This window comes from Cupriavidus sp. LA-1 (genome assembly GCF_055385985.1).
In genome coordinates this window covers 1,350,365-1,369,762 of record NZ_AP031387.1, presented here as the reverse complement: position 1 = coordinate 1,369,762, position 19,398 = coordinate 1,350,365, and the positions used below count along the sequence as shown (strand labels likewise).

Here is a 19,398-nt window from a genome sequence, read left to right as displayed (position 1 = left end):
GCGGCAGCGCCGCAGCCGGGTTCGTGCCGGCGCGCTTACAGGCCGGTGTGGCCGGCGATATAGGCCTTGACCTGCGCGGCGTCGGCCGGCATCACTTCAAAGCGCTGCGGCAGGCTCTCGATGCCCTCGAACCTGGCCGGGCGCTCCGGCTCGTGGCCGAGCGCTTCGCGGATGGTGTCGGCAAACTTGGCGGGCAGCGCGGTTTCCAGCACCACCATCGGCACGCCGGCGCTGAGATGCTCGCGCGCCACCTTGACGCCATCGGCGGTGTGGGTATCGATGGTGATGCCGTAGCGCGACGACAGGTCGCGGATGGTGGCCAGCCGGTCCTCGTGCGTGCTGCGGCCCGAGACAAAGCCGAACTGGCGGATGCGGTCGAATTCCGGCGTGCCCGACAGGTCGAAGCCGCCCTTCTCTTCCACGTCGCGGAACAGCGCCACCAGCTTGCTCGCATCCTGCCCCAGCAGGTCGAACACAAAGCGCTCGAAGTTCGAGGCCTTGGAGATATCCATGCTCGGGCTGGAGGTGTGGTACGTCTCGGCCGACTTGCGCACGCGGTAGGCGCCGGTGCGGAAGAACTCGTCGAGCACGTCGTTCTCGTTCGTGGCCACCACCAGCTTGTCGATCGGCAGGCCCATCATGCGCGCGATATGGCCGGCGCAGACATTGCCGAAATTGCCCGACGGCACGCAGAACGACACCTTCTGGCCCGGGCCATCCGTCGCCAGCAGCCAGCCCTTGAAGTAGTACACCACCTGGGCCACCACGCGCGCCCAGTTGATCGAGTTGACCGTGCCGATCTTCTGGCGCGCCTTGTACTCCAGGTCGTTGGAGACTGCCTTGACGATATCCTGGCAGTCGTCGAACACGCCATCGACCGCAAGGTTGAAGATATTGGCGTCCTGCAGGCTGAACATCTGCGCGGTCTGGAATGCGCTCATCTTGCGGTGCGGGCTCAGCATGAACACGCGGATGCCGCGCTTGCCGCGCATGGCGTATTCCGCGGCGCTGCCGGTATCGCCGGAGGTTGCGCCCAGGATGTTCAGCTCCTGCCCGGCGCGGCCCAGCGCGTACTCGAACAGGTTGCCGAGCAGCTGCATCGCCATGTCCTTGAAGGCCAGCGTCGGGCCGTTGGACAGGCCCAGCAGTTGCAGCCTGGTGCCGCCCTCTTCGCCCAGCGTGCGCAGCGGCGTGATGTCGGCGGTGTTGTCGCCGGCGCGCGCGTTGCAGTACACCTCGGGCGTATAGGTCTTGCGCGTCAGCGCGCGCAGGTCCTCGGCGGGAATGTCGTCGCAGAACTTGCGCAGGATCTCGTAGGCCAGGTCGGCATACGACAGCTTGCGCCAGGCTTCGAGTTCATCCGCGGTGACTTGCGGGTACTGCGCGGGCAGGTACAGGCCGCCGTCCGGCGCCAGGCCGCCCAGCAGGATCTCGGAAAACGATTGCGGCATCTCATGGCCGCGGGTCGACTGGTATTTCATGTGAATCGGCAGGTCCGGCCCTTAGTTCAGTTCTTCCATGCGCAGGCGCGTCACCGCGGACAGCACGGTCGGCAGCGCCTCGATCCTGGCGATGGCCGCGTTGACGTGCTTCTCGCGCGTGATGTGGGTCAGGATGATGATGTCGGTCTGCGGCTCGCCTTCACGCGATTCCTTCTGCAGCATGGCATCGATCGAGATGCCGCCCTCGGCCAGGATGCGGGTGATCTCGGCCAACACGCCGGTCTCGTCCGCCACGCGCATGCGCAGGTAGTACGAGCTGTTGATCTCCTCGATCGGCAGCACCGGCACGCTCGACAGCTCGTCGGGCTGGAACGCCAGGTGCGGCACGCGATGGTTGGGGTCGGCGGTATGCAGGCGGGTCACGTCGACCAGGTCGGCGATCACGGCCGAGGCGGTCGGCTCGGCGCCGGCGCCCTTGCCGTAGTAGAGCGTGGCGCCCACGGCGTCGCCCTGCACCAGCACGGCGTTCATCGCGCCTTCCACGTTGGCGATCAGGCGCGCGGCCGGCACCAGCGTCGGATGCACGCGCAGCTCGACGCCGTCGTCGCGGCGGCGGGTGATGCCCAGCAGCTTGATGCGGTAGCCCAGCTCCTCGGCGTACTTGATGTCGGTGGCGGACAGCTTGGTGATGCCTTCCACGTGCGCCTTGTCGAACTGCACCGGCATGCCGAAGGCGATCGCGCTCATCAGCGTGACCTTGTGCGCGGCGTCGACGCCCTCGATGTCGAAGGTCGGGTCGGCCTCGGCGTAGCCCAGCTGCTGCGCTTCCTTCAGGACCACGTCGAAATCCAGGCCCTTGTCGCGCATCTCGGACAGGATGAAGTTGGTGGTGCCGTTGATGATGCCGGCGATCCACTGGATGCGGTTGGCGGTCAGGCCTTCGCGCAGCGCCTTGATGATGGGGATGCCGCCGGCCACCGCGGCCTCGAAGGCGACGATCACGCCCTTCCTGCGCGCTGCTTCGAAGATCTCGTTGCCGTGCACGGCCAGCAGCGCCTTGTTGGCGGTGACCACGTGCTTGCCGTTCTCGATGGCCTTGAGCACCAGCTCGCGCGCGATGCCATAGCCGCCGATCAGCTCGATGACGATATCGATGTCGGGGCGGTTGACCACCTCGTTGGCGTCGCTGACGATCTCCACTTCCCCGTTGGTCAGTTCGCGCGCGCGTTCGGTGTTGAGATCGGCCACCACGGCAATCTCGATGCCGCGGCCGGCGCGGCGACGAATTTCTTCCTGATTGCGCTTGAGCACGTTGAACGTGCCGCTACCGACGGTACCGATGCCGAGCAGGCCAACTTTGATGGGGTTCATGGACAATCTTCTGAGTTGCTAAGGATGAGTTGCGGTGCGGCCCGCGATTCAGGCCGCTGCCTTGCCGTGGCGTTTCCGGTACGCCTCGAGGAAACGCGCGATGCGGCTGATGGCCTCGCGCAGGTCTTCCTCGTGCGGCAGGAACACGATACGGAAATGGTCGGGACTGGCCCAGTTGAAGCCCGAGCCCTGCACCAGCAGGACCTTGGACTCCTGCAGCAGTTCATAGATGAACTCCTGGTCGTCCTGCACCGGGTACATCGACAGGTCGAGCTTGGGGAACAGGTACAGCGCCGCCTTGGGCTTGACGCAGGTGACGCCCGGGATCGCGGTGATCAGCTCGTAGGCCAGGTCGCGCTGGCGGCGCAGGCGCCCGCCTTCGGCGACCAGGTCGTTGATGCTCTGGTAGCCGCCCAGCGCGGTCTGGATCGCCCACTGGCCCGGCACGTTGGCGCACAGGCGCATCGACGACAGCATGTTCAGGCCTTCGATATAGTCGATGGCCGGACGCTTGTCGCCCGACACCACCATCCAGCCCGAGCGGTAGCCGCACGAGCGGTAGTTCTTCGACAGGCCGTTGAAGGTCACGGTCAGCACATCGGTCGACAGCGAGGCGATCGACGTGTGGGTGTTGCCGTCGTACAGGACCTTGTCGTAGATCTCGTCGGCAAAAATGATCAGGCCATGCTCGCGCGCGATGGCGACGATCTCGAGCAGCAGCTCGTCCGAATACAGCGCCCCGGTGGGGTTGTTCGGGTTGATGATGACGATGGCCTTGGTATGCGGCGTGATGCGGGCGCGGATATCGGCCGGATCGGGCATCCACTCGTTGGACTCGTCGCAGATATAGTGCACCGGCGTGCCGCCCGAGAGGCTCACGGCGGCGGTCCACAGCGGGTAGTCGGGCGCCGGCACCAGCACTTCGTCGCCGGTATTGAGCAGCGCGTTGACCGCCATCACGATCAGCTCGGAGGCACCGTTGCCCACATAAATATCGTCCAGGCCAACGCCTTCGATATTTTTTTGCTGGGTATAGTGCATGATCGCCTTGCGCGCGGCGAAAATACCCTTGGAATCAGAATAACCTGCCGAATTCGGCAGGTTTCGCATCATGTCCTGCTGAATCTCTTCCGGCGCGTCAAAGCCGAACACGGCCAGGTTGCCGATATTCAGCTTGATGATCTTGTGCCCTTCTTCCTCCATCTGCTTGGCCTTTTCCAGCACCGGCCCGCGGATGTCGTAGCAAACGTTATTGAGTTTGTTGGATTTCTGGATGGGTTTCACGGCGATGTCGGGCGAGCGTAGCGTGCCGCGTCGGCGGCACCGGACAGGGAATCTGGGCGAATCTGAATTAATGCCGAAGCCCCGTGCGGAAGCCCCGCGCGGAGGCGTCGTCCGCTGCAATGCAACGCGAACGTGGCAGACAGGGAGGCAAAAGCTATAATTTATCGGATTATGACAGACTTCGGCAGGGATTCTTGCATTGCAGCGTGCGCTACCCGCGCGCACCGCAGCCGCCTGCGGGCTGTCGCCCATCCACCGCCCGCCCGGGCCGCCGGCCATCCGCCCCAGGAACGCGCCTGCCAGCCCGCGGCGGCCGCCGCAGAGACTTCCAAGTGAAACTCCACGCCGACCAGCCCCAGTCGCTCAATACCGTCACGGCCTATGGGCCGGGGTATATCGAAATCAACCTAGTCCGCCACACCACCTCGATCCTGGTCATGCCCGAGGGCGAAGTCCGGCCCTGGCCGGTCAGCCGCTTCGAAGACCTGGAACCGGCGCATTTCGAGCAACTGGCCGAACTCGGCCCCGAGGTGGTGCTGCTCGGCACCGGCTCGCGGCTGCGCTTTCCGCACCCGCGCCTGACCGCGTCGCTGTCGCGCCGCCATGTCGGGGTGGACGCCATGGACATGCAGGCCGCCTGCCGCACCTACAACATCCTGATGGCCGAGGGCCGCAAGGTGGCGGCGGTGCTGCTGCTCGAGCCCGAAGCCGCCTGAGGCAGGAGCATCCCGGCAAAAGTTGAGCCGGCGCCACGCTTGAAGTCCGGGCAGGCGCCCCAATCTGCTCGCGCTGAGGCGGCAGCACCCTCTCCCGAATCCAGCGATCTCACCGATCCCCCTGCCCCTCCTCCAAGGAGCCCCAAGCATGACCGTCAGTCTCAACAAGGCCATCCCCGACTTCAGCGCGCCGATGACCGGCGATGCCACCTTCCGCCTTGCCGACTACCGCGGCAAGACGGTGGTGCTGTACTTCTACCCGAAGGACAACACGCCGGGCTGCACCACAGAGGCCATGAACTTCCGCGACCAGTACGCGGATTTCCTGAAGGCCGGCGTGCAGGTGTTCGGCATCTCGCGCGACAGCATGCGCTCGCACGAGAACTTCAAGACCAAGCTCGAACTGCCCTTCGAGCTGATCTCCGATGCCGACGAAGCCGTGTGCGCATTGTTCGATGTCATCAAGATGAAAAAGCTTTATGGCAAGGAGCACCGCGGCATCGAGCGCAGCACCTTCATCATCGACGGCAAGGGCATCCTGCGGCACGAGCTGCGCGGCATCAAGGTGCCGAACCATGTCGACGACGTCCTGGAAATCGTGCGCGGGATCTGAGGTATCGCATGGGTACCGGCGCCGCCGCAGCACGGACCGCAACCCGGACGTGCTGTGTTGCAACAAGCCGTTGGCAAACCCAATTGCCAAACCCAAAACCTTCGGATACATTGGCCCGTAATGAGTTCAGATTCCGGATGCCACGCTGTTTCGACTCCCCGGCCCAGGCGGTTCTCGCCACAGGCCGGTAGCGGACCTGCCGTGTCGGCAGTCTGCCAAAAGAGCCGCCGGATCCCAGCCGCCAACCCTGTTCTGCAGGCATGGCGGCTTTTTTGTTTGCAGCCGCGTCTGTCCTCATTCCTGTCCGCGCCGGGCGCCTCGCGCATGCATGCCCCGGCCATGGTCCGCCACGCGATCCCTGACGGTTCGCGGCGGCGCGGCACGGACTCCCTCGCCCCCTTCTTGTCCCCCTGAAAGGAAAGCCAAGCATGCCGCTGCCTACCATGCCCGCCAAGCCTGCCCAATTGCTGGATCCGAGCGAGTTTGCTCCGGTCTCCGCGGTGCCCAAGGCCAAAGCCGCCACACAGGGCAAGAAACCTGTGCCGGCGCTCGAGCGTGTGGCATTGCTGGAAACCGGCGACACCGAGGTGCCCGAAGTCCAGGCCCGCGCCGCCGGTGGCACCCGCGCCCGCAGCACCGAAACCCCGGCCGTATCGACGCCCGCGGTCAGCTCCGCGCCGGTCAGCCTGGTCAAACCCTCCACCGGCCCCACGCGCCGCGCCCGCAAGTCCGAAGGCCCGAGCAAGCTGTTCGTGCTCGACACCAACGTGCTGATGCACGACCCGGCCTCGCTCTTCCGCTTCGAGGAACACGACATCTATCTGCCGATGATGACGCTCGAAGAACTGGACAACCACAAGAAGGGCATGAGCGAAGTCGCGCGCAACGCGCGCATGGTCAGCCGCACGCTCGATTCGCTGGTGGGCGGCACCGACGGCGTGCTCGACGAGGGCCTGCCGCTGGCCAAGCTGGGCAACCGCGACGCGCAGGGCAAGCTGTTCTTCCAGACGCGGCTGAACGACATCAAGCTGCCTGAAGGCCTGCCGCAGGGCAAGGCCGACAACCAGATCCTGGGCGTGGTCAGCGCGCTGCAGCAGCAATACCCGGAGCGCCAGGTGGTGCTGGTGTCGAAAGACATCAACATGCGCATCAAGGCGCGCGCACTGGGCCTGCCGGCCGAGGACTACTTCAACGACCAGGTCCTGGAAGACAAGGACCTGCTCTACGCCGGCGTGATGCAGTTGCCCGGCGACTTCTGGGCCAAGCACGGCAAGGGCGTGGAAAGCTGGCAGGACCCCAAGTCCGGGGCCATGTTCTACCGGCTCACCGGTCCGCTGGTGCCGTCTTTCCTGGTCAACCAGTTCGTCTACCTCGAGCCGGTCGACGGCAGCCTGCCGCTGTACGCGCAGGTCAAGGAGATCAACGGCAAGACCGCGCTGCTGCAGACGCTCAAGGACTACACGCACCACAAGAACAATGTGTGGAGCGTGACCGCCCGCAACCGCGAGCAGAACTTCGCCCTGAACCTGCTGATGAACCCGGACATCGACTTCGTCACGCTGCTTGGGCAGGCCGGTACCGGCAAGACCCTGCTGGCGCTGGCCGCTGGCCTGGAGCAGGTGCTGGACCAGAAGCAGTACAACGAGATCATCGTCACCCGCGCCACCGTGCCGGTGGGCGAGGACATCGGCTTCCTGCCCGGCACCGAGGAAGAGAAGATGCAGCCGTGGATGGGCGCGTTCGACGACAACCTCGAGGTACTGCAGAAGAGCGACGACAGCGCCGGCGACTGGGGCCGCGCCGCCACGCAGGAGCTGATCCGCTCGCGCATCAAGGTCAAGAGCATGAACTTCATGCGCGGCCGCACCTTCGTCAACAAGTTCGTCATCATCGACGAGGCGCAGAACCTCACGCCCAAGCAGATGAAGACGCTGGTGACGCGCGCCGGCCCCGGCACCAAGATCATCTGCCTGGGCAATATCGCGCAGATCGACACGCCTTACCTGACCGAGGGGTCATCGGGCCTGACCTACGTGGTCGACCGCTTCAAGGGCTGGAGCCACAGCGGCCATATCACGCTGGCGCGCGGCGAACGCTCGCGCCTGGCCGACCACGCCGGCGACGTGCTCTGACACCGGCAGCGCGCGGGCGCGCCCTGCCAATGGCGGGACGCGCCCGTTGTCTTCTGGCGCTGTCGTCAACAGCAAGCACTTTGGGGCTATGATGGCCCCGTGTTTGCCGTTGTCCCGCATCCCGACTGGAGGCGTCGATGAATTTCCAGGATCTGCCCGGCAGGCATGCACCTGCCGCCCGCTGTCGCACCGTCACCGGCGCCGGCACCGCCATTGCCCGAGGCCATCCCAGGCAGCGACTTGCGCTGGCCATGCTGGCCGCGGCCAGCATGGCGCTGGCCGCCAGCTGGCACCCGGCTCATGCCGCCGCCGACGAAATGGTGATCCGCACCATGGGCCCGGTCAGCTACGTCTGCGGCGGCGTGGCCGAGGACGAACGCCAGGCGCTCGCCGCGAAAGAGAAGGACTTCAATATCGGCATCCAGTTCACGCAAGGTGCGAACGGTGAATTCCTGTCCGACGTGGAGGTCAAGCTGGTGCGCGACGAACAGGAAATCGCCACCTTCCGCGCCGCCGGCCCGCGCTGCCTGATACGTGTGCCCGAAGGCAGCTACAATATCGAGGCCAGTTACAAGGGCCAGGCCAAGTCCATCAAGGTCAGCACCGGTACGCGCAACGCCCAGCTACGCTGGTAGCGGCAAGGCTTCCGGTGCGCCGGCAGGCCGGCGACCGGAAACTCAGGATGCCATTGCGCCGTACCCGTCTTGCTTCCCATCCGCCGCGCCCGCTTGCCCGGGCGCGGCTGCCGCTACTGTGCGCCACCGCCCTGCTGCTGGCGGCCTGTGCCAGTTCCCCGCCTTCGCGCTACGCCGGCTTGCCGCGCACGCCGGGCAAGCCCATGGTCGACCCCAGCGCCGGGCTGGAAGAAATTTCGATCCAGGCCATGTCGCTGGTGGGCACGCCCTATCGCTACGGCGGAAACACGCCGGATTCCGGCTTCGACTGCAGCGGCCTGGTGCGCTACGTGGTATCACGCGCGGCCAGCGTGAACCTGCCGCGCACCACCGAGGCGATGGGCACCCGCGGCAGTTCGCTGGACCGCAGCGAGGTCGCGTCCGGCGACCTGGTGTTCTTCAACACCACCGGCCACGCCAATTCGCACGTGGGTATCTACGTCGGACAGAACCGCTTTGTCCATGCGCCTTCTTCCGGCGGCACGGTCCGGCTGGAGGACATGGGCAAGCCCTACTGGGCCTCGCGCTACAACGGCGCGCGCCGCGTGGTGGCGGCTGTCAATCAGCCGCCGGCGCCGGCCCAGCCTCCGGCTGCCGCACCCGCGCCCGAGCCGGCCCCTGCCCCGGTCCCGGCCGACGACGACCCCATCGCGGCCTTCGCCAACCAGTGAAGCGCCCAAACAAAAAGCCAGGCACGGCCTGGCTTTTTGCTTGGCACGGTTGCTCCTGCGTTACAGGATATGCCGCCCGATCCACCATGCGATCGCCGCCATGAAGGCCGATGCCGGAATCGTCAGCACCCAGGCCCAGACGATATTGCCAGCCACGCCCCAGCGCACCGCCGACATCTTCTGCGCCGAGCCGACGCCGACGATGGCACCGGTGATGGTATGCGTGGTCGATACCGGCACGCCCAGCGCCGAGGCAAAGAACAGCGTCATGGCCCCGCCCGTCTCGGCACAGAATCCGCCGACCGGTTTGAGCTTGGTGATCTTCTGGCCCATGGTGCGCACGATGCGCCAGCCGCCGAACAGCGTGCCCATGCCGATGGCCACGTAGCAGCTGACGATCACCCAGGTCGGCGGCTGGCCGCCGGCTACCACGTGGCCGCTGGCGATCAGCAGCATCCAGATGATGCCGATGGTCTTCTGCGCGTCATTGCCGCCATGGCCCAGGCTGTACATCGAAGCCGAGATCAGCTGCAGCCGGCGGAACCAGCGGTCCACGCGCGACGGCGGCGTGCGGAAGAAGGTCCAGCCCACGATCACCATCATCATCGAACCGAGGATGAAGCCCAGCAGCGGCGAGATCAGGATAAAGGCCACGGTCTTCAGCAGGCCGCTGCCGACCAGCGCACCGGTACCGGACTTGGCCACGGCCGAGCCCACCAGCCCGCCGATCAGCGCGTGCGACGACGACGACGGGATGCCGTAGTACCAGGTGATGACGTTCCAGGCGATGGCCCCGACCAGGGCCCCGAAAATTACGTAATGGTCGACGATCGCGACATCGATGGTGCCGGTCCCGACGGTCGCGGCCACCTTCAGGTGGAAAATAAAAATCGCGACGACGTTGCACATTGCCGCCATCGCCACCGCATGGTGCGGCTTGAGCACGCCAGTGGACACTACCGTGGCAATCGAGTTGGCCGCGTCGTGGAAGCCGTTCATGAAGTCGAACAGCAGCGCGAGCGCCACCAGCAGGGCGATCACCCACAGGCTCATTTGTATGGTCTGCATGCCGATTGCCGCCTCAGGCGTTTTCCAGGACGATGCCTTCGATGATGTTGGCGACGTCCTCGCACTTGTCGGTGATCGTCTCGAGCTGTTCGTAGATGGCCTTCAGCTTGATCAGGCGCTTGACATCGGTCTCGTCGCGGAACAGCTTGGACATCGCCGATCGCATCACGCGGTCGGCTTCCGATTCAAGCTGGTCGATCTGCTGCGCGGTCTTCAGGATGGCGCTGGCGTTGCCCATGTCCTCGAGCAGGCCCACCGCGATCTTGACCTGGTCGCAGCACTGCACGCAGATGGCCGCCAGGCGCAGGGCCTCGTCGGTCAGGTTGGTCACGTCGTACAGCGAGATGGTCTCGGCCACGTCTTCCATCAGGTCCAGGATGTCGTCCATGGTCGTGATGAGCTTGTGGATCTCGTCGCGGTCCAGCGGCGTGATGAAGGTCTTGTGCAGCAGGTCGATGGTGTCGTGCGTGATCCGGTCGGCCTTCTTTTCGGTGGCCTGGACACGGCGGGCATGGGCCTCGGCGTTGGGCAGGTCGTTGACCAGTGCCTGAAGCTCATGGGCGGCGGTCACCGCGCAGTCGGCGTGCTGGTTGAAATATTCGAAGAACTTGCCCTCCGTGGGCATGAATCGGCCGAACATGGAATGTTCCTTGTGGCAGCGATCTGGCGCTGCGGATTGTGTTGCTGGATTGAGCGGACGCGTCTGATGACAGCCGCTGGTGGCGGCTGTCATCAAAGCGCAATATTTTACAGGGTTACAGGGACATTGCCCGCGAATTCGGCACAAACGAGACGGCGCAGCACCGACTATTGCAGGCTGGCTTGACTTCGTCAGGTGTCGTTGTCGAAGAAAGCCGGGCCGCCGCTGAAGTTGTCGAACTTCGTGAACTGGCCGAGGAAGGTCAGGCGCACCGTGCCGATCGGCCCGTTACGCTGCTTGCCGATAATGATCTCGGCGGTGCCCTTGTCCTGCGAATCCGCGTTATAGACTTCGTCGCGGTAGATGAACAGGATCACGTCGGCATCCTGTTCGATAGCGCCGGATTCGCGCAAATCGGACATGACCGGCCGCTTGTTGGGCCGCTGTTCCAGGCTTCGGTTCAGCTGCGACAGGGCGATCACCGGGCAGTTCAGTTCCTTGGCCAGGCCCTTGAGCGAACGGGAAATTTCGGAGATTTCCGTGGCGCGGTTCTCGCCGCCGCCGGAACCCGACATCAGCTGGAGGTAATCGATGATGATCAGGCCAAGCTGCCCGCACTGGCGCGCCAGGCGCCGCGAACGGGCACGGAGCTCCATCGGGTTCAGCGCCGGCGTTTCGTCGATAAACAGCTGCGTGTCGTTCATGCGCTGGATCGCATGCGTCAGCCGCGGCCAGTCCTCATCCAGCAGGCGGCCGGTACGCAACCGGTGCTGGTCAAGGCGGCCGACCGAGCCAAGCATACGCATGGCCAGCTGGGTGCCCGCCATTTCCATCGAGAACACGGCTACCGGCAGGCCCTGCTCCACCGCCACGTGCTCGCCGATGTTCAGCGAGAACGCCGTCTTGCCCATCGACGGGCGGCCGGCCACGATGACCAGGTCGCCCGGCTGCATGCCACTGGTCATCTTGTCCAGGTCGATGAAGCCGGTCGGCACGCCCGTGACGTCGGTGGTGGAATCGCGGTGGTACAGCTCGTCGATGCGCTCGACCACCTGGGTCAGCAGCGGCTGGATTTCCTGGAATCCCTTCTGGCCACGCGAGCCCTCTTCGGCAATCGCGAATACCTTGGATTCGGCCTCGTCGAGCAGCTCGCGCACCTCGCGGCCCTTGGGCGCGAACGCGGCCGAGGCGATATCGTCAGCTGCCGTCACCAGCTTGCGCAGCACCGAGCGTTCACGCACGATCTCCGCGTAGCGGCGGATATTGGCCGCGCTGGGTGTGTTCTGCGCCAGCGAATTCAGGTACGCCAGGCCGCCTACCTCCTCGGCCTTGCCGGCGACCTGCAGCATCTCATAGACCGTGATCACGTCGGCCGGCTTGGTGGCCGAGATCAGCCGGGCGATGCTCTGGAAGATCATCCGGTGGTCAAAACGGTAGAAATCCGCCTCGGAGATGAAATCCGCGATGCGGTCCCAGGCGGCGTTGTCCAGCAGCAGGCCACCCAGCACCGATTGCTCGGCTTCGATGGAGTGCGGCGGGACCTTGAGGTTCTCGAGTTGGGGATCGGCGACGGGCGCGTTCATGGGGAGGGATTATAACGGCGGGCGGACGCACTTCGCCGGACATTTGGCGACTGGGCCTGCAAAGACAAGCGGGCAACAAAAAAGGCAGGAGCTAGGGCTCCTGCCTTTTTTGCTTGCAGTGCTTGCGGTGCTTCAGCCGGCGCAGCGCGCCGGCGAGGCGGCACGTCCTTAGACGCTTTCGCCCACGACCGACACGGTCACGTCGACCACGACGTCCGTGTGCAGTGCAACGCTGACCGGGTGGTCGCCCACCATCTTCAGCGGGCCGTTCGGCATGCGAACCTGGGCCTTTTCCAGCTTGTAGCCTTGGCCAGCCAGGGCTTCAGCGATGTCGGCGTTGGTCACCGAACCGAACAGGCGGCCGTCCACACCCGACTTCTGGGTGATCTGGACGGTCAGGCCGTTCAGCTTCTCGCCTTCGGCTTGCGCGGCGGCCAGCTTCTCGGCAGCGGCCTTTTCCAGCTCGGCGCGCTTGACTTCGAATTCGGCGATCGCGGTTTGCGTGGCGCGGCGGGCCTTCTTGCCCGGGATCAGGAAGTTACGGGCGTAACCGTCCTTCACCTTGACGATGTCACCGAGGTTGCCCAGGTTGACGACTTTTTCCAGCAGAATGATTTGCATCGTGTTCTCTCCTTGACGGACCTAGGGCCTGATCAGTTCTTGTGCAGGTCGGTGTACGGCATCAGCGCGAGGAAACGCGCGCGCTTGATGGCCGTATCCAGCTGACGCTGATAGTGAGCCTTGGTGCCGGTCAGGCGGGCCGGCGTGATCTTGCCGTTGTCGCCGATGAAGTCCTTCAGGGTGTCCAGATCCTTGTAGTCGATCTGTTCCACGCCAGCCACGGTGAAGCGGCAGAAGCGCTTGCGCTTGAACAGCGGGTTCTGTTGCTGGAAGCGCTTCTTGTTCTTGTTGTCACGTTTGACGAATGCCATGATTCAATCCTTTTCGAATGCTTTACATCCAGTGATGTGAAAGACGAGAGCCTTGCTGTTGCGGTGCTTGCGAGCCAGGAATCCTTCGCAGTCGAGCAGCGTGCCGAGCGGTAGCCGCTCCAGACGCTGGCCAACCTGGCCGATCCCCATCGCCGCGATTGCAAACTCGACCTGCCGCGGCGTTTGCGCCTCGACGGCCTCGCCGCTGTACTGCAGGATGCAGTTCACGACGGGGACCCCGGCCGGGGTATAGCGCAGGGCATCGCGTTCCGCCAGGGTGGCGGCAAGCCGAAGCTGGTTCAACGCGGGGCCTCTTGCTGGTTGCAATCCATGCGACCCTGGCCGACGCTGTCAGCCACGGCGCGCACCGCAGTCCGCACTCAGGCGGCCTGGCCTTCGGTGGTCGTTTGCGCGGCCTTGCGGGCTTCTTCGCGCTGCACTTCCTTCATCATCGGCGAGGGTGCGGTCTCGGCCTTCTTGGTCTGCACGATCAGGTGGCGCAGGACGGCGTCGTTGAACTTGAACGCGTGTTCCAGTTCAGCCAGCGTTTCCTTGCCGCATTCGATGTTCAGGCAAACGTAGTGAGCCTTGGCCAGCTTCTGGATCATGTAAGCCATCTGGCGACGGCCCCAGTCTTCCACGCGGTGAACGTTGCCGTTCTGCGAGGTCACGAGCTGCTTGTAGCGCTCGATCATGGCCGGCACTTGTTCGCTCTGGTCCGGGTGGACGATGAAGACGATTTCGTAATGACGCATTGACGCTCCTTTTGGATTAGCCACCCGGGCGTCACGAGTCCGGTGTGGCAAGGTTGAATAGCCTTAAATTATAGCCCGCATCCTGACAAGTGCGCAAGCCAATGATTACACAGGCAAATCAGGCGTTGGCGAATACCGCCTGCAGCCGCGCCGGATCGCGCGCCAGCCCCGGGTCCGCAGCCAGCGCCAGGGCCAGCAGCACGCGTGCCTTATAGGGATTGAGGTCCGTGGCGGAAACGAACAGCCCGTCGGTGGGGCTGGGCTGAGGCGGAATCGACACATGGCCGGCACCGGTACGCGAACTGCGCACCACCGCCACCCCGGCGGCCGCGGCATCGGCCAGCGCGCCGGCCAGCACTTCGTGCACCGAGCCATTGCCGGCAGCCGCCACCACCAGCCCGGCAACCCCCGCCTGCACCAGCGCATCCACGGCCACCCTGCCCGGCTGGGCGTAGCTCGCAACGATTTCCACCACCGGCCACGCCGTGGGCATCGGCCCGATCGTACAGGCCGCGCGCGGCGCGCGGGCGAAGCGCACATAGTCGTCCTGCACGAAACCCAGCGGCCCGCAGGCAGAGACAAAAGCGTCCACCGCCGACGTATGGGCCTTGGCCACATCCCGTGCCGCGTGGATCTGCTGGTTCAGCACCACCAGCACCCCCTTGCCGCGCGCCTCGGCGTTGGCGGCCACGCGCACCGCATCCAGCAGGTTCAGCGGCCCGTCCGCCGACAGCGAGGTCGACGGGCGCATCGCCGCCGTCATCACGACGGGCACCGGACAAGATTGCGTCAGGTGCAGCGCCATCGCGGTTTCTTCCAGCGTGTCCGTGCCATGCGTGATCACGATGCCCGCGACATCGGGCTGCGCCGACCAGTGCTGCACCCGCGCCGCCAGCGTTTGCCAGAGCGCAAAGGTCATGTCCTTGCTGTCGACCTGGGCCACCTGCTCGGCTTCGACCCGGGCCACCGACTGCAACGCGGGCACCGCCGCCAGCAACGACGACACCGGCACGGTCGCCGCCTGGTAGCGGGCGCTGCTGGCGGGATTGCCGGCCGCTCCGGCAATGGTGCCGCCGGTGGCAAGTACGACGATGCGAGGCAATTGGGTCATGGGGAGCGCAAGGAACAGGGAACGATGAGTGGCGATTGTAGCGGGCGCGCCCCGCCTTGCCGCGGACTGGCCCTGCCAACGCGCCTCTGGTCCATGCGAGCCGCCCCAAAAATTCTGCTTGCGCTCAGGCCGATACTGTATAAAATCACAGCATACTGTTTAAACATACAGTGCCTGGCCCGCCGGATGCAGGATAAAGGATCGCCAGATCCATGACCCGACATCCCCCGCGGCCCTGCACGGAACGGCGATCCCATGGCGACCCTGACACCCCGGCAGCAGCAGATTTTCGATCTGATCCGCAACACGATCCGCCGTACCGGCTTCCCGCCCACGCGCGCCGAAATCGCCGCGGAGTTCGGCTTCTCCTCCCCCAATGCCGCCGAAGAACACCTGAGGGCGCTGGCTCGCAAGGGCGTGATCGAACTGACGCCGGGCGCCTCGCGTGGCATTCGCCTGAAGGTGGCGCGCAGCGATTCGGAAATGCCTGACCAGTTCTCGTTGCCGATGGCCGGCGTGATGCAACTGACGCTGCCTCTGGTGGGCCGCGTGGCTGCGGGCAGCCCCATCCTGGCCGCCGAGCATATCGACCGCCAGTACCAGGTCGACGCCTCGGTCTTTGACGAACGCCCCGACTACCTGCTGCGCGTGCGCGGCCTGAGCATGCGCGACGCCGGCATCCTCGATGGCGACCTGCTCGCGGTGCGCCGCGCCAGCGAAGCCGCCAACGGCAAGATCGTGGTGGCGCGCCTGGGCGATGACGTCACCGTCAAGCGCCTGCAGCGGCGCGGTGGCCATATCGAACTGATTGCAGAGAACCCGGACTTCACCAACATCATCGTGGAGCCGGGCGAAGAGTTCTCGCTGGAAGGCATCGCCGTCGGGCTGATCCGATCTTCCGGTTTCTAGCCGGGCACCGCAGGCCATCCGCCTGCGCGGGCCCACCCGCTTCCATCGCTTTGCAGACGCCGCCCGGCTTGCCGGGTGTTGACCCCGCTTTGCCTAAAAGAGGTGCCACCATGCCGCAAATCCACAACGTCGCCGCCCGTCGCCCGGTCAAGCCCGTGCCGTTCCGCCAGAGCAAAGGTGTACGCGTCTACCAGGGTACGCAGCGCCGCACCATGGTCGGCAGCATGGCGGCGATCTGCCGTATGCTTGAACTCGAAACCGCCGACAAGCTGGCCGCCTGAAATCCGCGGGCGCGTTCCGCGCGGCTGGGGGCCCTGCCCTCAGCTACGCGCGCACGCCTTGGTTTCGGCTTCCAGCTCCGTCGGTGTCAGTTGCGGGAACCATGTATCGCTCTTGCGCAACTCCAGCGCCGTACCATCCGGCTTCGCGGTCAGCGAAATCAGGTAGGCGTATTGGTATTCACCACCAGACGCAATCTGGCCGATGCGGATCTCAGTCTGGTTCTTTGCCGGATAGCTGACGACCGCGGCATCATCGCCCAGGTTGTTGCGAAGGCATTTCGCAACATCGCCCATCTTGGCGGGCGTGAACAAGCGAATGGGCGCACGCGCGCGAATCTCCTTGTCAGAAGTACCGCTGGCGCACCCTGCCACCATCGTTGCCATCGCTACGCCAAGAACTGCCGCTCGAACAGACATAACACCCCCGGGGAATGCAAAACGGCGCCCTTGGTAGGCGCCGTTTTGAAGAATGCTTTGGGGTGGCTGATAGGACTCGAACCCACGACGACAGGAATCACAATCTTAGCCCCCAAGCTAATAACTGCGCGGGTTCCCGGGTAGTTCGTGGGAATACTGGAAGCCCGCATACGGCTCTAGGTCGGGGATTATATATCGAGTATTCCCACCGGCACACCGCAAATTAGTGCCGCATGCCCCACACCATTAAATTTCCCATGCGAGCCAATTCCGTAGCTTCGACACGGTAGCTATACGGTATATCCATACAGTATTCATCCACGTCCCGCCATGTCGCCAGAACCTGCAAACTGCCCCATCTGCGGCGCTGCCGCCGAGCGAACGCGCGCCGCTTCCCGTGGCTATCTTTACACCTGCCCAAGCTGCGGCGCCTTCCATATCAGCAGTGGCGCACTGACCTGTCGGAAGAACATCCCGGCTTCTGCCCGGGACGAAGTCCGACTGTTACGCTCCCATGGCCACCAACCTCAGATCGAGGTTTCTCGGGAAGGCGTGCGCGTCGTTCCCGGTCGGAATTGAGCATGGGAAACAACAAATTGGCAGCGCGCCGCCACCTGCCAGCGGCAACCTCCGAGACCTACCCGGTGACCGGAGCGAATGGCATTCTTGGGCAAGTGCAGGGACACTACATTGCCGCTGGTCTTCAATCACTGCCACGGGCTACGCACGACTCGCCCAGCCACCATGAGGTCCTGGTTGACGCAGGCCACCTTGGTACCGTCCGCCTCTTCATCGAGAAGAAAGTGGCCCGTCACAACCGGAACAGCCACTACTACTGGTCCGCCTATCGGGCCGAGCCCGCCGACCAGTAGTTGCGCCTCGTATTCAGCAACCATCGCGCCTCTACCGCGCCGAGGCTTTCGCCCCCCCAGGTAGACGATGGTGCTGACGTTCACGTCTCCACCTCGGCCACCGAGCATGTTGTCGGGAATAATGCGGCCAGGCGCCTCTGGCACGAACAGTTCGGGTCGTCCGCCACGCTCGCCAACAAGATAGGGAAATCCGGCTTCGACAACCCCACCACTTGCGCGAACTGGCACCCCCACAGGAGTGCTCATGTCAATTGGAGTTCCAGCCATGTCGGTACTGCCCTGGATGCCGCCATAGGAAGACTGCATGGCCCGACCAATCAAGCTTCCTGCGAAGTTGATGCCCGTTTGCACCAGTCCGGAGATCGCCGCCCGCGCTTGAATGCGAGCCAAGTCGGCAATGACGGATTTGGCGAAATCCTTGAAGCTCAGCTTGCCGTTCACCACGAAGTTGACCAATGCGTCTTCCATGGCGGTGAATCCGTTGGAGCAGAGACCCTCGACCTGACCGGCGACGTTCGCTGCAGCGTCCCGATAGTTCTCCAGCGCGCGGGTTGCGCCACGGGGAGCTTGTTGCCGCACACTTCCTGAACTGCGATGTTGCCGGCTTCGTCGTACTTGAATGGCATGGTGACTTTCCTTGGAGCATCCGCCGCAATGCGCCCCGCGGCATCCACCGCGTTGGGCAATGAATAACGCCCGCGAGGCAGAGCCAGGCAGGTGTCGGTAGAAACAAAAAAGCCCGCCGAAGCGAGCTTGTGTGGGGCTTTGGAAGATCAGGCGTCGGCTAGGCGGTCCGCGAAGTCAGGCCCAATGGTCTCGACTCCGAGGTCACGCAATGCCATTTCGTCGGTGTTGTCCGCGATCTGCGAGACGCCGAGCAGACGAAATTCCATCGAGGTCATGGTGTACTTCTGCTTGTAGACGTCGCTGTAGCGCTTCAAGAGCCGCAGCGCTGTGGTCAAATCGAGCAGCGTGGAGAAGGCCACGGTGCGCGTGCGCGAGCTCACGAAGCGGTTTGAGTGCGGCTCCTCTCTCGTCGCCAAGCACTCCTCAACGGTCAACAGAAGCATTTCAACCTCACTGGTACTTGGCCCTCAACCGCTCCAGTGTAAGCGGATTGCCACGCTGGTCAAGCAGCTGCTGCTGCGTCATCTTGCCTGCGCGCCACAGGTCTGCCTCGCCCTTGCCCTGCACCTCGTTCTGGAAGGCGTTGCCCTTCCTGGCGAGGAAGTCGGCAAACGTCAGATCAGCCGCCACCTGGCCGTCCATGCTGGCCCTGGTGCTGGGCGTGAACTCTGGTCGTTCGCCTCCCGGGTCAGCTTGCGCGCCCGGGCGCTGATCGTCTGCGTTGCCGTGCGCACGAGCGCTTCGGCATTGCGCCGGCTGGTCTCCACCACGCCGGTCAGGCCATTGCGCGCCGCCTGCGACGCGGAGGAGACGCTGACCATCAGCCGCCAAGCGCACGCCGTCATGACGCTGCAACTGGCCCAGCTCGAGAAGCTGGCGCACGAACTAAAGCGCGCCGCGGCGAAGCACCCGCACCAGCCGCTGTCGCGCTGGGTGAAGTTCGGACCGATGGCCTCTCTCCTCGCATCGATCAAGGATCAAGCATGACCGAGAAGAACGAACTTTCCGCTTCTGGCGCGTCAATCGTTGCCACGATCGCCGCCGCGGCCCCTACCGCCGTCGCCGCCGCGGTTCCCACCACGGCCATTGCCTCGGTCTTCCCCGCGGTCGCCACCGCGACCCCAACCGCGATTCTCTGCACGGTCACCACCGCGATTCCACCCGCGCTTTTCACCGCGATTCTCCCCTTGGTCTCTGCCCCGGCTCCAGCCGCGGTAGCCGCCGTCGTTCCAACCGCGGCTCCAGTTGCGCTTCTCGCCCCGGTCCCAGTCTCGGTCCCAATCGCGGTGGCCACCGTAGT

The 19,398-nt window shown here is 64.7% G+C and carries 23 protein-coding genes; 8 read left to right on the top strand and 15 right to left on the bottom strand.

Going from position 1 to position 19,398, the window contains the following annotated elements; genetic code table 11:
* Positions 1-35 precede the first annotated feature (35 nt).
* Genes thrC through ACZ5MJ_RS06535 form a run of 3 tightly spaced genes read right to left on the bottom strand, consistent with a single transcriptional unit; the run spans position 36 to position 4,097 of the window.
* A complete protein-coding gene (gene thrC / locus ACZ5MJ_RS06545; protein WP_464223021.1) occupies positions 36-1,481 on the bottom strand; it encodes a threonine synthase in 1,446 nt (481 codons plus the stop codon).
* Between the two features lie 21 nt (positions 1,482-1,502).
* On the bottom strand, positions 1,503-2,813 hold the full coding sequence (locus ACZ5MJ_RS06540; protein ID WP_464223020.1) for a homoserine dehydrogenase: 1,311 nt from the start codon (positions 2,811-2,813) through the stop codon (positions 1,503-1,505).
* A 48-nt stretch (positions 2,814-2,861) separates the two neighbouring features.
* The gene (locus ACZ5MJ_RS06535; protein WP_464223019.1) at positions 2,862-4,097 is read right to left on the bottom strand and encodes a pyridoxal phosphate-dependent aminotransferase; all 1,236 of its coding nucleotides are present in this window, start codon (positions 4,095-4,097) and stop codon (positions 2,862-2,864) included.
* A 332-nt stretch (positions 4,098-4,429) separates the two neighbouring features.
* Here ACZ5MJ_RS06535 and ACZ5MJ_RS06530 point away from each other — a divergent pair, with 332 nt between their 5' ends.
* The 5 genes from ACZ5MJ_RS06530 (at position 4,430) to ACZ5MJ_RS06510 (ending at position 8,903) form a co-directional block, all read left to right on the top strand.
* Entirely contained in the window at positions 4,430-4,813 is a 384-nt protein-coding gene (locus tag ACZ5MJ_RS06530) for an Mth938-like domain-containing protein (protein ID WP_464223018.1), read from the top strand.
* A gap of 148 nt (positions 4,814-4,961) precedes the next feature.
* Positions 4,962-5,426: a peroxiredoxin gene (locus ACZ5MJ_RS06525; RefSeq protein WP_464223017.1), complete on the top strand. Its 465-nt coding sequence runs from the start codon at positions 4,962-4,964 to the stop codon at positions 5,424-5,426.
* Between the two features lie 428 nt (positions 5,427-5,854).
* Positions 5,855-7,558, top strand: coding sequence for a PhoH family protein (locus tag ACZ5MJ_RS06520; protein WP_115014083.1), 1,704 nt, complete (start codon positions 5,855-5,857; stop codon positions 7,556-7,558).
* 137 nt (positions 7,559-7,695) lie between these two features.
* Positions 7,696-8,193: a hypothetical protein gene (locus ACZ5MJ_RS06515; RefSeq protein WP_464223016.1), complete on the top strand. Its 498-nt coding sequence runs from the start codon at positions 7,696-7,698 to the stop codon at positions 8,191-8,193.
* 47 nt (positions 8,194-8,240) lie between these two features.
* Positions 8,241-8,903: a C40 family peptidase gene (locus tag ACZ5MJ_RS06510; RefSeq protein WP_464223015.1), complete on the top strand. Its 663-nt coding sequence runs from the start codon at positions 8,241-8,243 to the stop codon at positions 8,901-8,903.
* A 60-nt stretch (positions 8,904-8,963) separates the two neighbouring features.
* Here the strand turns inward: ACZ5MJ_RS06510 and ACZ5MJ_RS06505 are convergent, their stop codons facing one another.
* The 8 genes from ACZ5MJ_RS06505 to ACZ5MJ_RS06470 form a co-directional block, all read right to left on the bottom strand.
* Complete coding sequence (locus ACZ5MJ_RS06505; protein WP_464223014.1) at positions 8,964-9,971, bottom strand: anion permease; 1,008 nt, start codon at positions 9,969-9,971, stop codon at positions 8,964-8,966.
* Positions 9,972-9,984: 13 nt separating this feature from the next.
* A complete protein-coding gene (locus ACZ5MJ_RS06500; RefSeq protein WP_018309174.1) occupies positions 9,985-10,611 on the bottom strand; it encodes a DUF47 domain-containing protein in 627 nt (208 codons plus the stop codon).
* 191 nt (positions 10,612-10,802) lie between these two features.
* Positions 10,803-12,194, bottom strand: a complete 1,392-nt coding sequence (locus tag ACZ5MJ_RS06495) for a replicative DNA helicase (protein ID WP_013957138.1) — start codon at positions 12,192-12,194, stop codon at positions 10,803-10,805.
* A gap of 168 nt (positions 12,195-12,362) precedes the next feature.
* A complete protein-coding gene (rplI, locus tag ACZ5MJ_RS06490) occupies positions 12,363-12,815 on the bottom strand; it encodes a 50S ribosomal protein L9 (RefSeq protein WP_464223013.1) in 453 nt (150 codons plus the stop codon).
* A 32-nt stretch (positions 12,816-12,847) separates the two neighbouring features.
* On the bottom strand, positions 12,848-13,126 hold the full coding sequence (gene rpsR, locus ACZ5MJ_RS06485) for a 30S ribosomal protein S18 (RefSeq protein WP_006163606.1): 279 nt from the start codon (positions 13,124-13,126) through the stop codon (positions 12,848-12,850).
* 3 nt (positions 13,127-13,129) lie between these two features.
* A complete protein-coding gene (gene priB, locus ACZ5MJ_RS06480; RefSeq protein ID WP_012353082.1) occupies positions 13,130-13,429 on the bottom strand; it encodes a primosomal replication protein N in 300 nt (99 codons plus the stop codon).
* 77 nt (positions 13,430-13,506) lie between these two features.
* Positions 13,507-13,881, bottom strand: a complete 375-nt coding sequence (rpsF, locus tag ACZ5MJ_RS06475) for a 30S ribosomal protein S6 (RefSeq protein WP_010809513.1) — start codon at positions 13,879-13,881, stop codon at positions 13,507-13,509.
* A 118-nt stretch (positions 13,882-13,999) separates the two neighbouring features.
* Positions 14,000-14,992: an asparaginase gene (locus tag ACZ5MJ_RS06470; RefSeq protein ID WP_464223012.1), complete on the bottom strand. Its 993-nt coding sequence runs from the start codon at positions 14,990-14,992 to the stop codon at positions 14,000-14,002.
* 255 nt (positions 14,993-15,247) lie between these two features.
* Here ACZ5MJ_RS06470 and lexA point away from each other — a divergent pair, with 255 nt between their 5' ends.
* Complete coding sequence (gene lexA, locus ACZ5MJ_RS06465) at positions 15,248-15,901, top strand: transcriptional repressor LexA (RefSeq protein WP_013957143.1); 654 nt, start codon at positions 15,248-15,250, stop codon at positions 15,899-15,901.
* Between the two features lie 110 nt (positions 15,902-16,011).
* A complete protein-coding gene (locus ACZ5MJ_RS06460; protein WP_164704851.1) occupies positions 16,012-16,182 on the top strand; it encodes a hypothetical protein in 171 nt (56 codons plus the stop codon).
* Positions 16,183-16,221: 39 nt separating this feature from the next.
* Here ACZ5MJ_RS06460 and ACZ5MJ_RS06455 read toward each other — a convergent pair whose 3' ends face one another.
* The 3 genes from ACZ5MJ_RS06455 to ACZ5MJ_RS06445 all read right to left on the bottom strand — a co-directional run bounded on the left by ACZ5MJ_RS06455 (position 16,222) and on the right by ACZ5MJ_RS06445 (position 18,457).
* Positions 16,222-16,566, bottom strand: a complete 345-nt coding sequence (locus tag ACZ5MJ_RS06455; RefSeq protein ID WP_464223011.1) for a hypothetical protein — start codon at positions 16,564-16,566, stop codon at positions 16,222-16,224.
* Between the two features lie 740 nt (positions 16,567-17,306).
* The gene (locus ACZ5MJ_RS06450) at positions 17,307-18,050 is read right to left on the bottom strand and encodes a phage tail tape measure C-terminal domain-containing protein (RefSeq protein WP_464223010.1); all 744 of its coding nucleotides are present in this window, start codon (positions 18,048-18,050) and stop codon (positions 17,307-17,309) included.
* A gap of 194 nt (positions 18,051-18,244) precedes the next feature.
* Positions 18,245-18,457 (bottom strand): hypothetical protein, encoded by a 213-nt coding sequence (locus tag ACZ5MJ_RS06445; RefSeq protein WP_464223009.1) that lies wholly within the window; start codon positions 18,455-18,457, stop codon positions 18,245-18,247.
* Here ACZ5MJ_RS06445 and ACZ5MJ_RS06440 point away from each other — a divergent pair.
* The gene (locus ACZ5MJ_RS06440; protein ID WP_464223008.1) at positions 18,444-19,085 is read left to right on the top strand and encodes a hypothetical protein; all 642 of its coding nucleotides are present in this window, start codon (positions 18,444-18,446) and stop codon (positions 19,083-19,085) included. The two genes, ACZ5MJ_RS06445 and ACZ5MJ_RS06440, sit on opposite strands and share 14 nt — an antisense overlap.
* Here ACZ5MJ_RS06440 and ACZ5MJ_RS06435 read toward each other — a convergent pair.
* Complete coding sequence (locus ACZ5MJ_RS06435) at positions 19,069-19,272, bottom strand: hypothetical protein (RefSeq protein ID WP_464223007.1); 204 nt, start codon at positions 19,270-19,272, stop codon at positions 19,069-19,071. The two genes, ACZ5MJ_RS06440 and ACZ5MJ_RS06435, sit on opposite strands and share 17 nt — an antisense overlap.
* Between the last annotated feature and the right edge of the window lie 126 nt (positions 19,273-19,398).

What these genes read in the sequence shown, in the direction of transcription:
- thrC (WP_464223021.1), bottom strand. Translation starts at nt 1,481, where the DNA reads ATGAAATACCAGTCGACCCGCGGCCATGAGATGCCGCAATCGTTTTCC.
- ACZ5MJ_RS06540 (WP_464223020.1), bottom strand. Translation starts at nt 2,813, where the DNA reads ATGAACCCCATCAAAGTTGGCCTGCTCGGCATCGGTACCGTCGGTAGC.
- ACZ5MJ_RS06525 (WP_464223017.1), top strand. Translation starts at nt 4,962, where the DNA reads ATGACCGTCAGTCTCAACAAGGCCATCCCCGACTTCAGCGCGCCGATG.
- ACZ5MJ_RS06520 (WP_115014083.1), top strand. Translation starts at nt 5,855, where the DNA reads ATGCCGCTGCCTACCATGCCCGCCAAGCCTGCCCAATTGCTGGATCCG.
- ACZ5MJ_RS06515 (WP_464223016.1), top strand. Translation starts at nt 7,696, where the DNA reads ATGAATTTCCAGGATCTGCCCGGCAGGCATGCACCTGCCGCCCGCTGT.
- ACZ5MJ_RS06510 (WP_464223015.1), top strand. Translation starts at nt 8,241, where the DNA reads ATGCCATTGCGCCGTACCCGTCTTGCTTCCCATCCGCCGCGCCCGCTT.
- ACZ5MJ_RS06505 (WP_464223014.1), bottom strand. Translation starts at nt 9,971, where the DNA reads ATGCAGACCATACAAATGAGCCTGTGGGTGATCGCCCTGCTGGTGGCG.
- ACZ5MJ_RS06500 (WP_018309174.1), bottom strand. Translation starts at nt 10,611, where the DNA reads ATGTTCGGCCGATTCATGCCCACGGAGGGCAAGTTCTTCGAATATTTC.
- ACZ5MJ_RS06495 (WP_013957138.1), bottom strand. Translation starts at nt 12,194, where the DNA reads ATGAACGCGCCCGTCGCCGATCCCCAACTCGAGAACCTCAAGGTCCCG.
- rplI (WP_464223013.1), bottom strand. Translation starts at nt 12,815, where the DNA reads ATGCAAATCATTCTGCTGGAAAAAGTCGTCAACCTGGGCAACCTCGGT.
- rpsR (WP_006163606.1), bottom strand. Translation starts at nt 13,126, where the DNA reads ATGGCATTCGTCAAACGTGACAACAAGAACAAGAAGCGCTTCCAGCAA.
- rpsF (WP_010809513.1), bottom strand. Translation starts at nt 13,881, where the DNA reads ATGCGTCATTACGAAATCGTCTTCATCGTCCACCCGGACCAGAGCGAA.
- ACZ5MJ_RS06470 (WP_464223012.1), bottom strand. Translation starts at nt 14,992, where the DNA reads ATGACCCAATTGCCTCGCATCGTCGTACTTGCCACCGGCGGCACCATT.
- lexA (WP_013957143.1), top strand. Translation starts at nt 15,248, where the DNA reads ATGGCGACCCTGACACCCCGGCAGCAGCAGATTTTCGATCTGATCCGC.
- ACZ5MJ_RS06460 (WP_164704851.1), top strand. Translation starts at nt 16,012, where the DNA reads ATGCCGCAAATCCACAACGTCGCCGCCCGTCGCCCGGTCAAGCCCGTG.
- ACZ5MJ_RS06455 (WP_464223011.1), bottom strand. Translation starts at nt 16,566, where the DNA reads ATGGCAACGATGGTGGCAGGGTGCGCCAGCGGTACTTCTGACAAGGAG.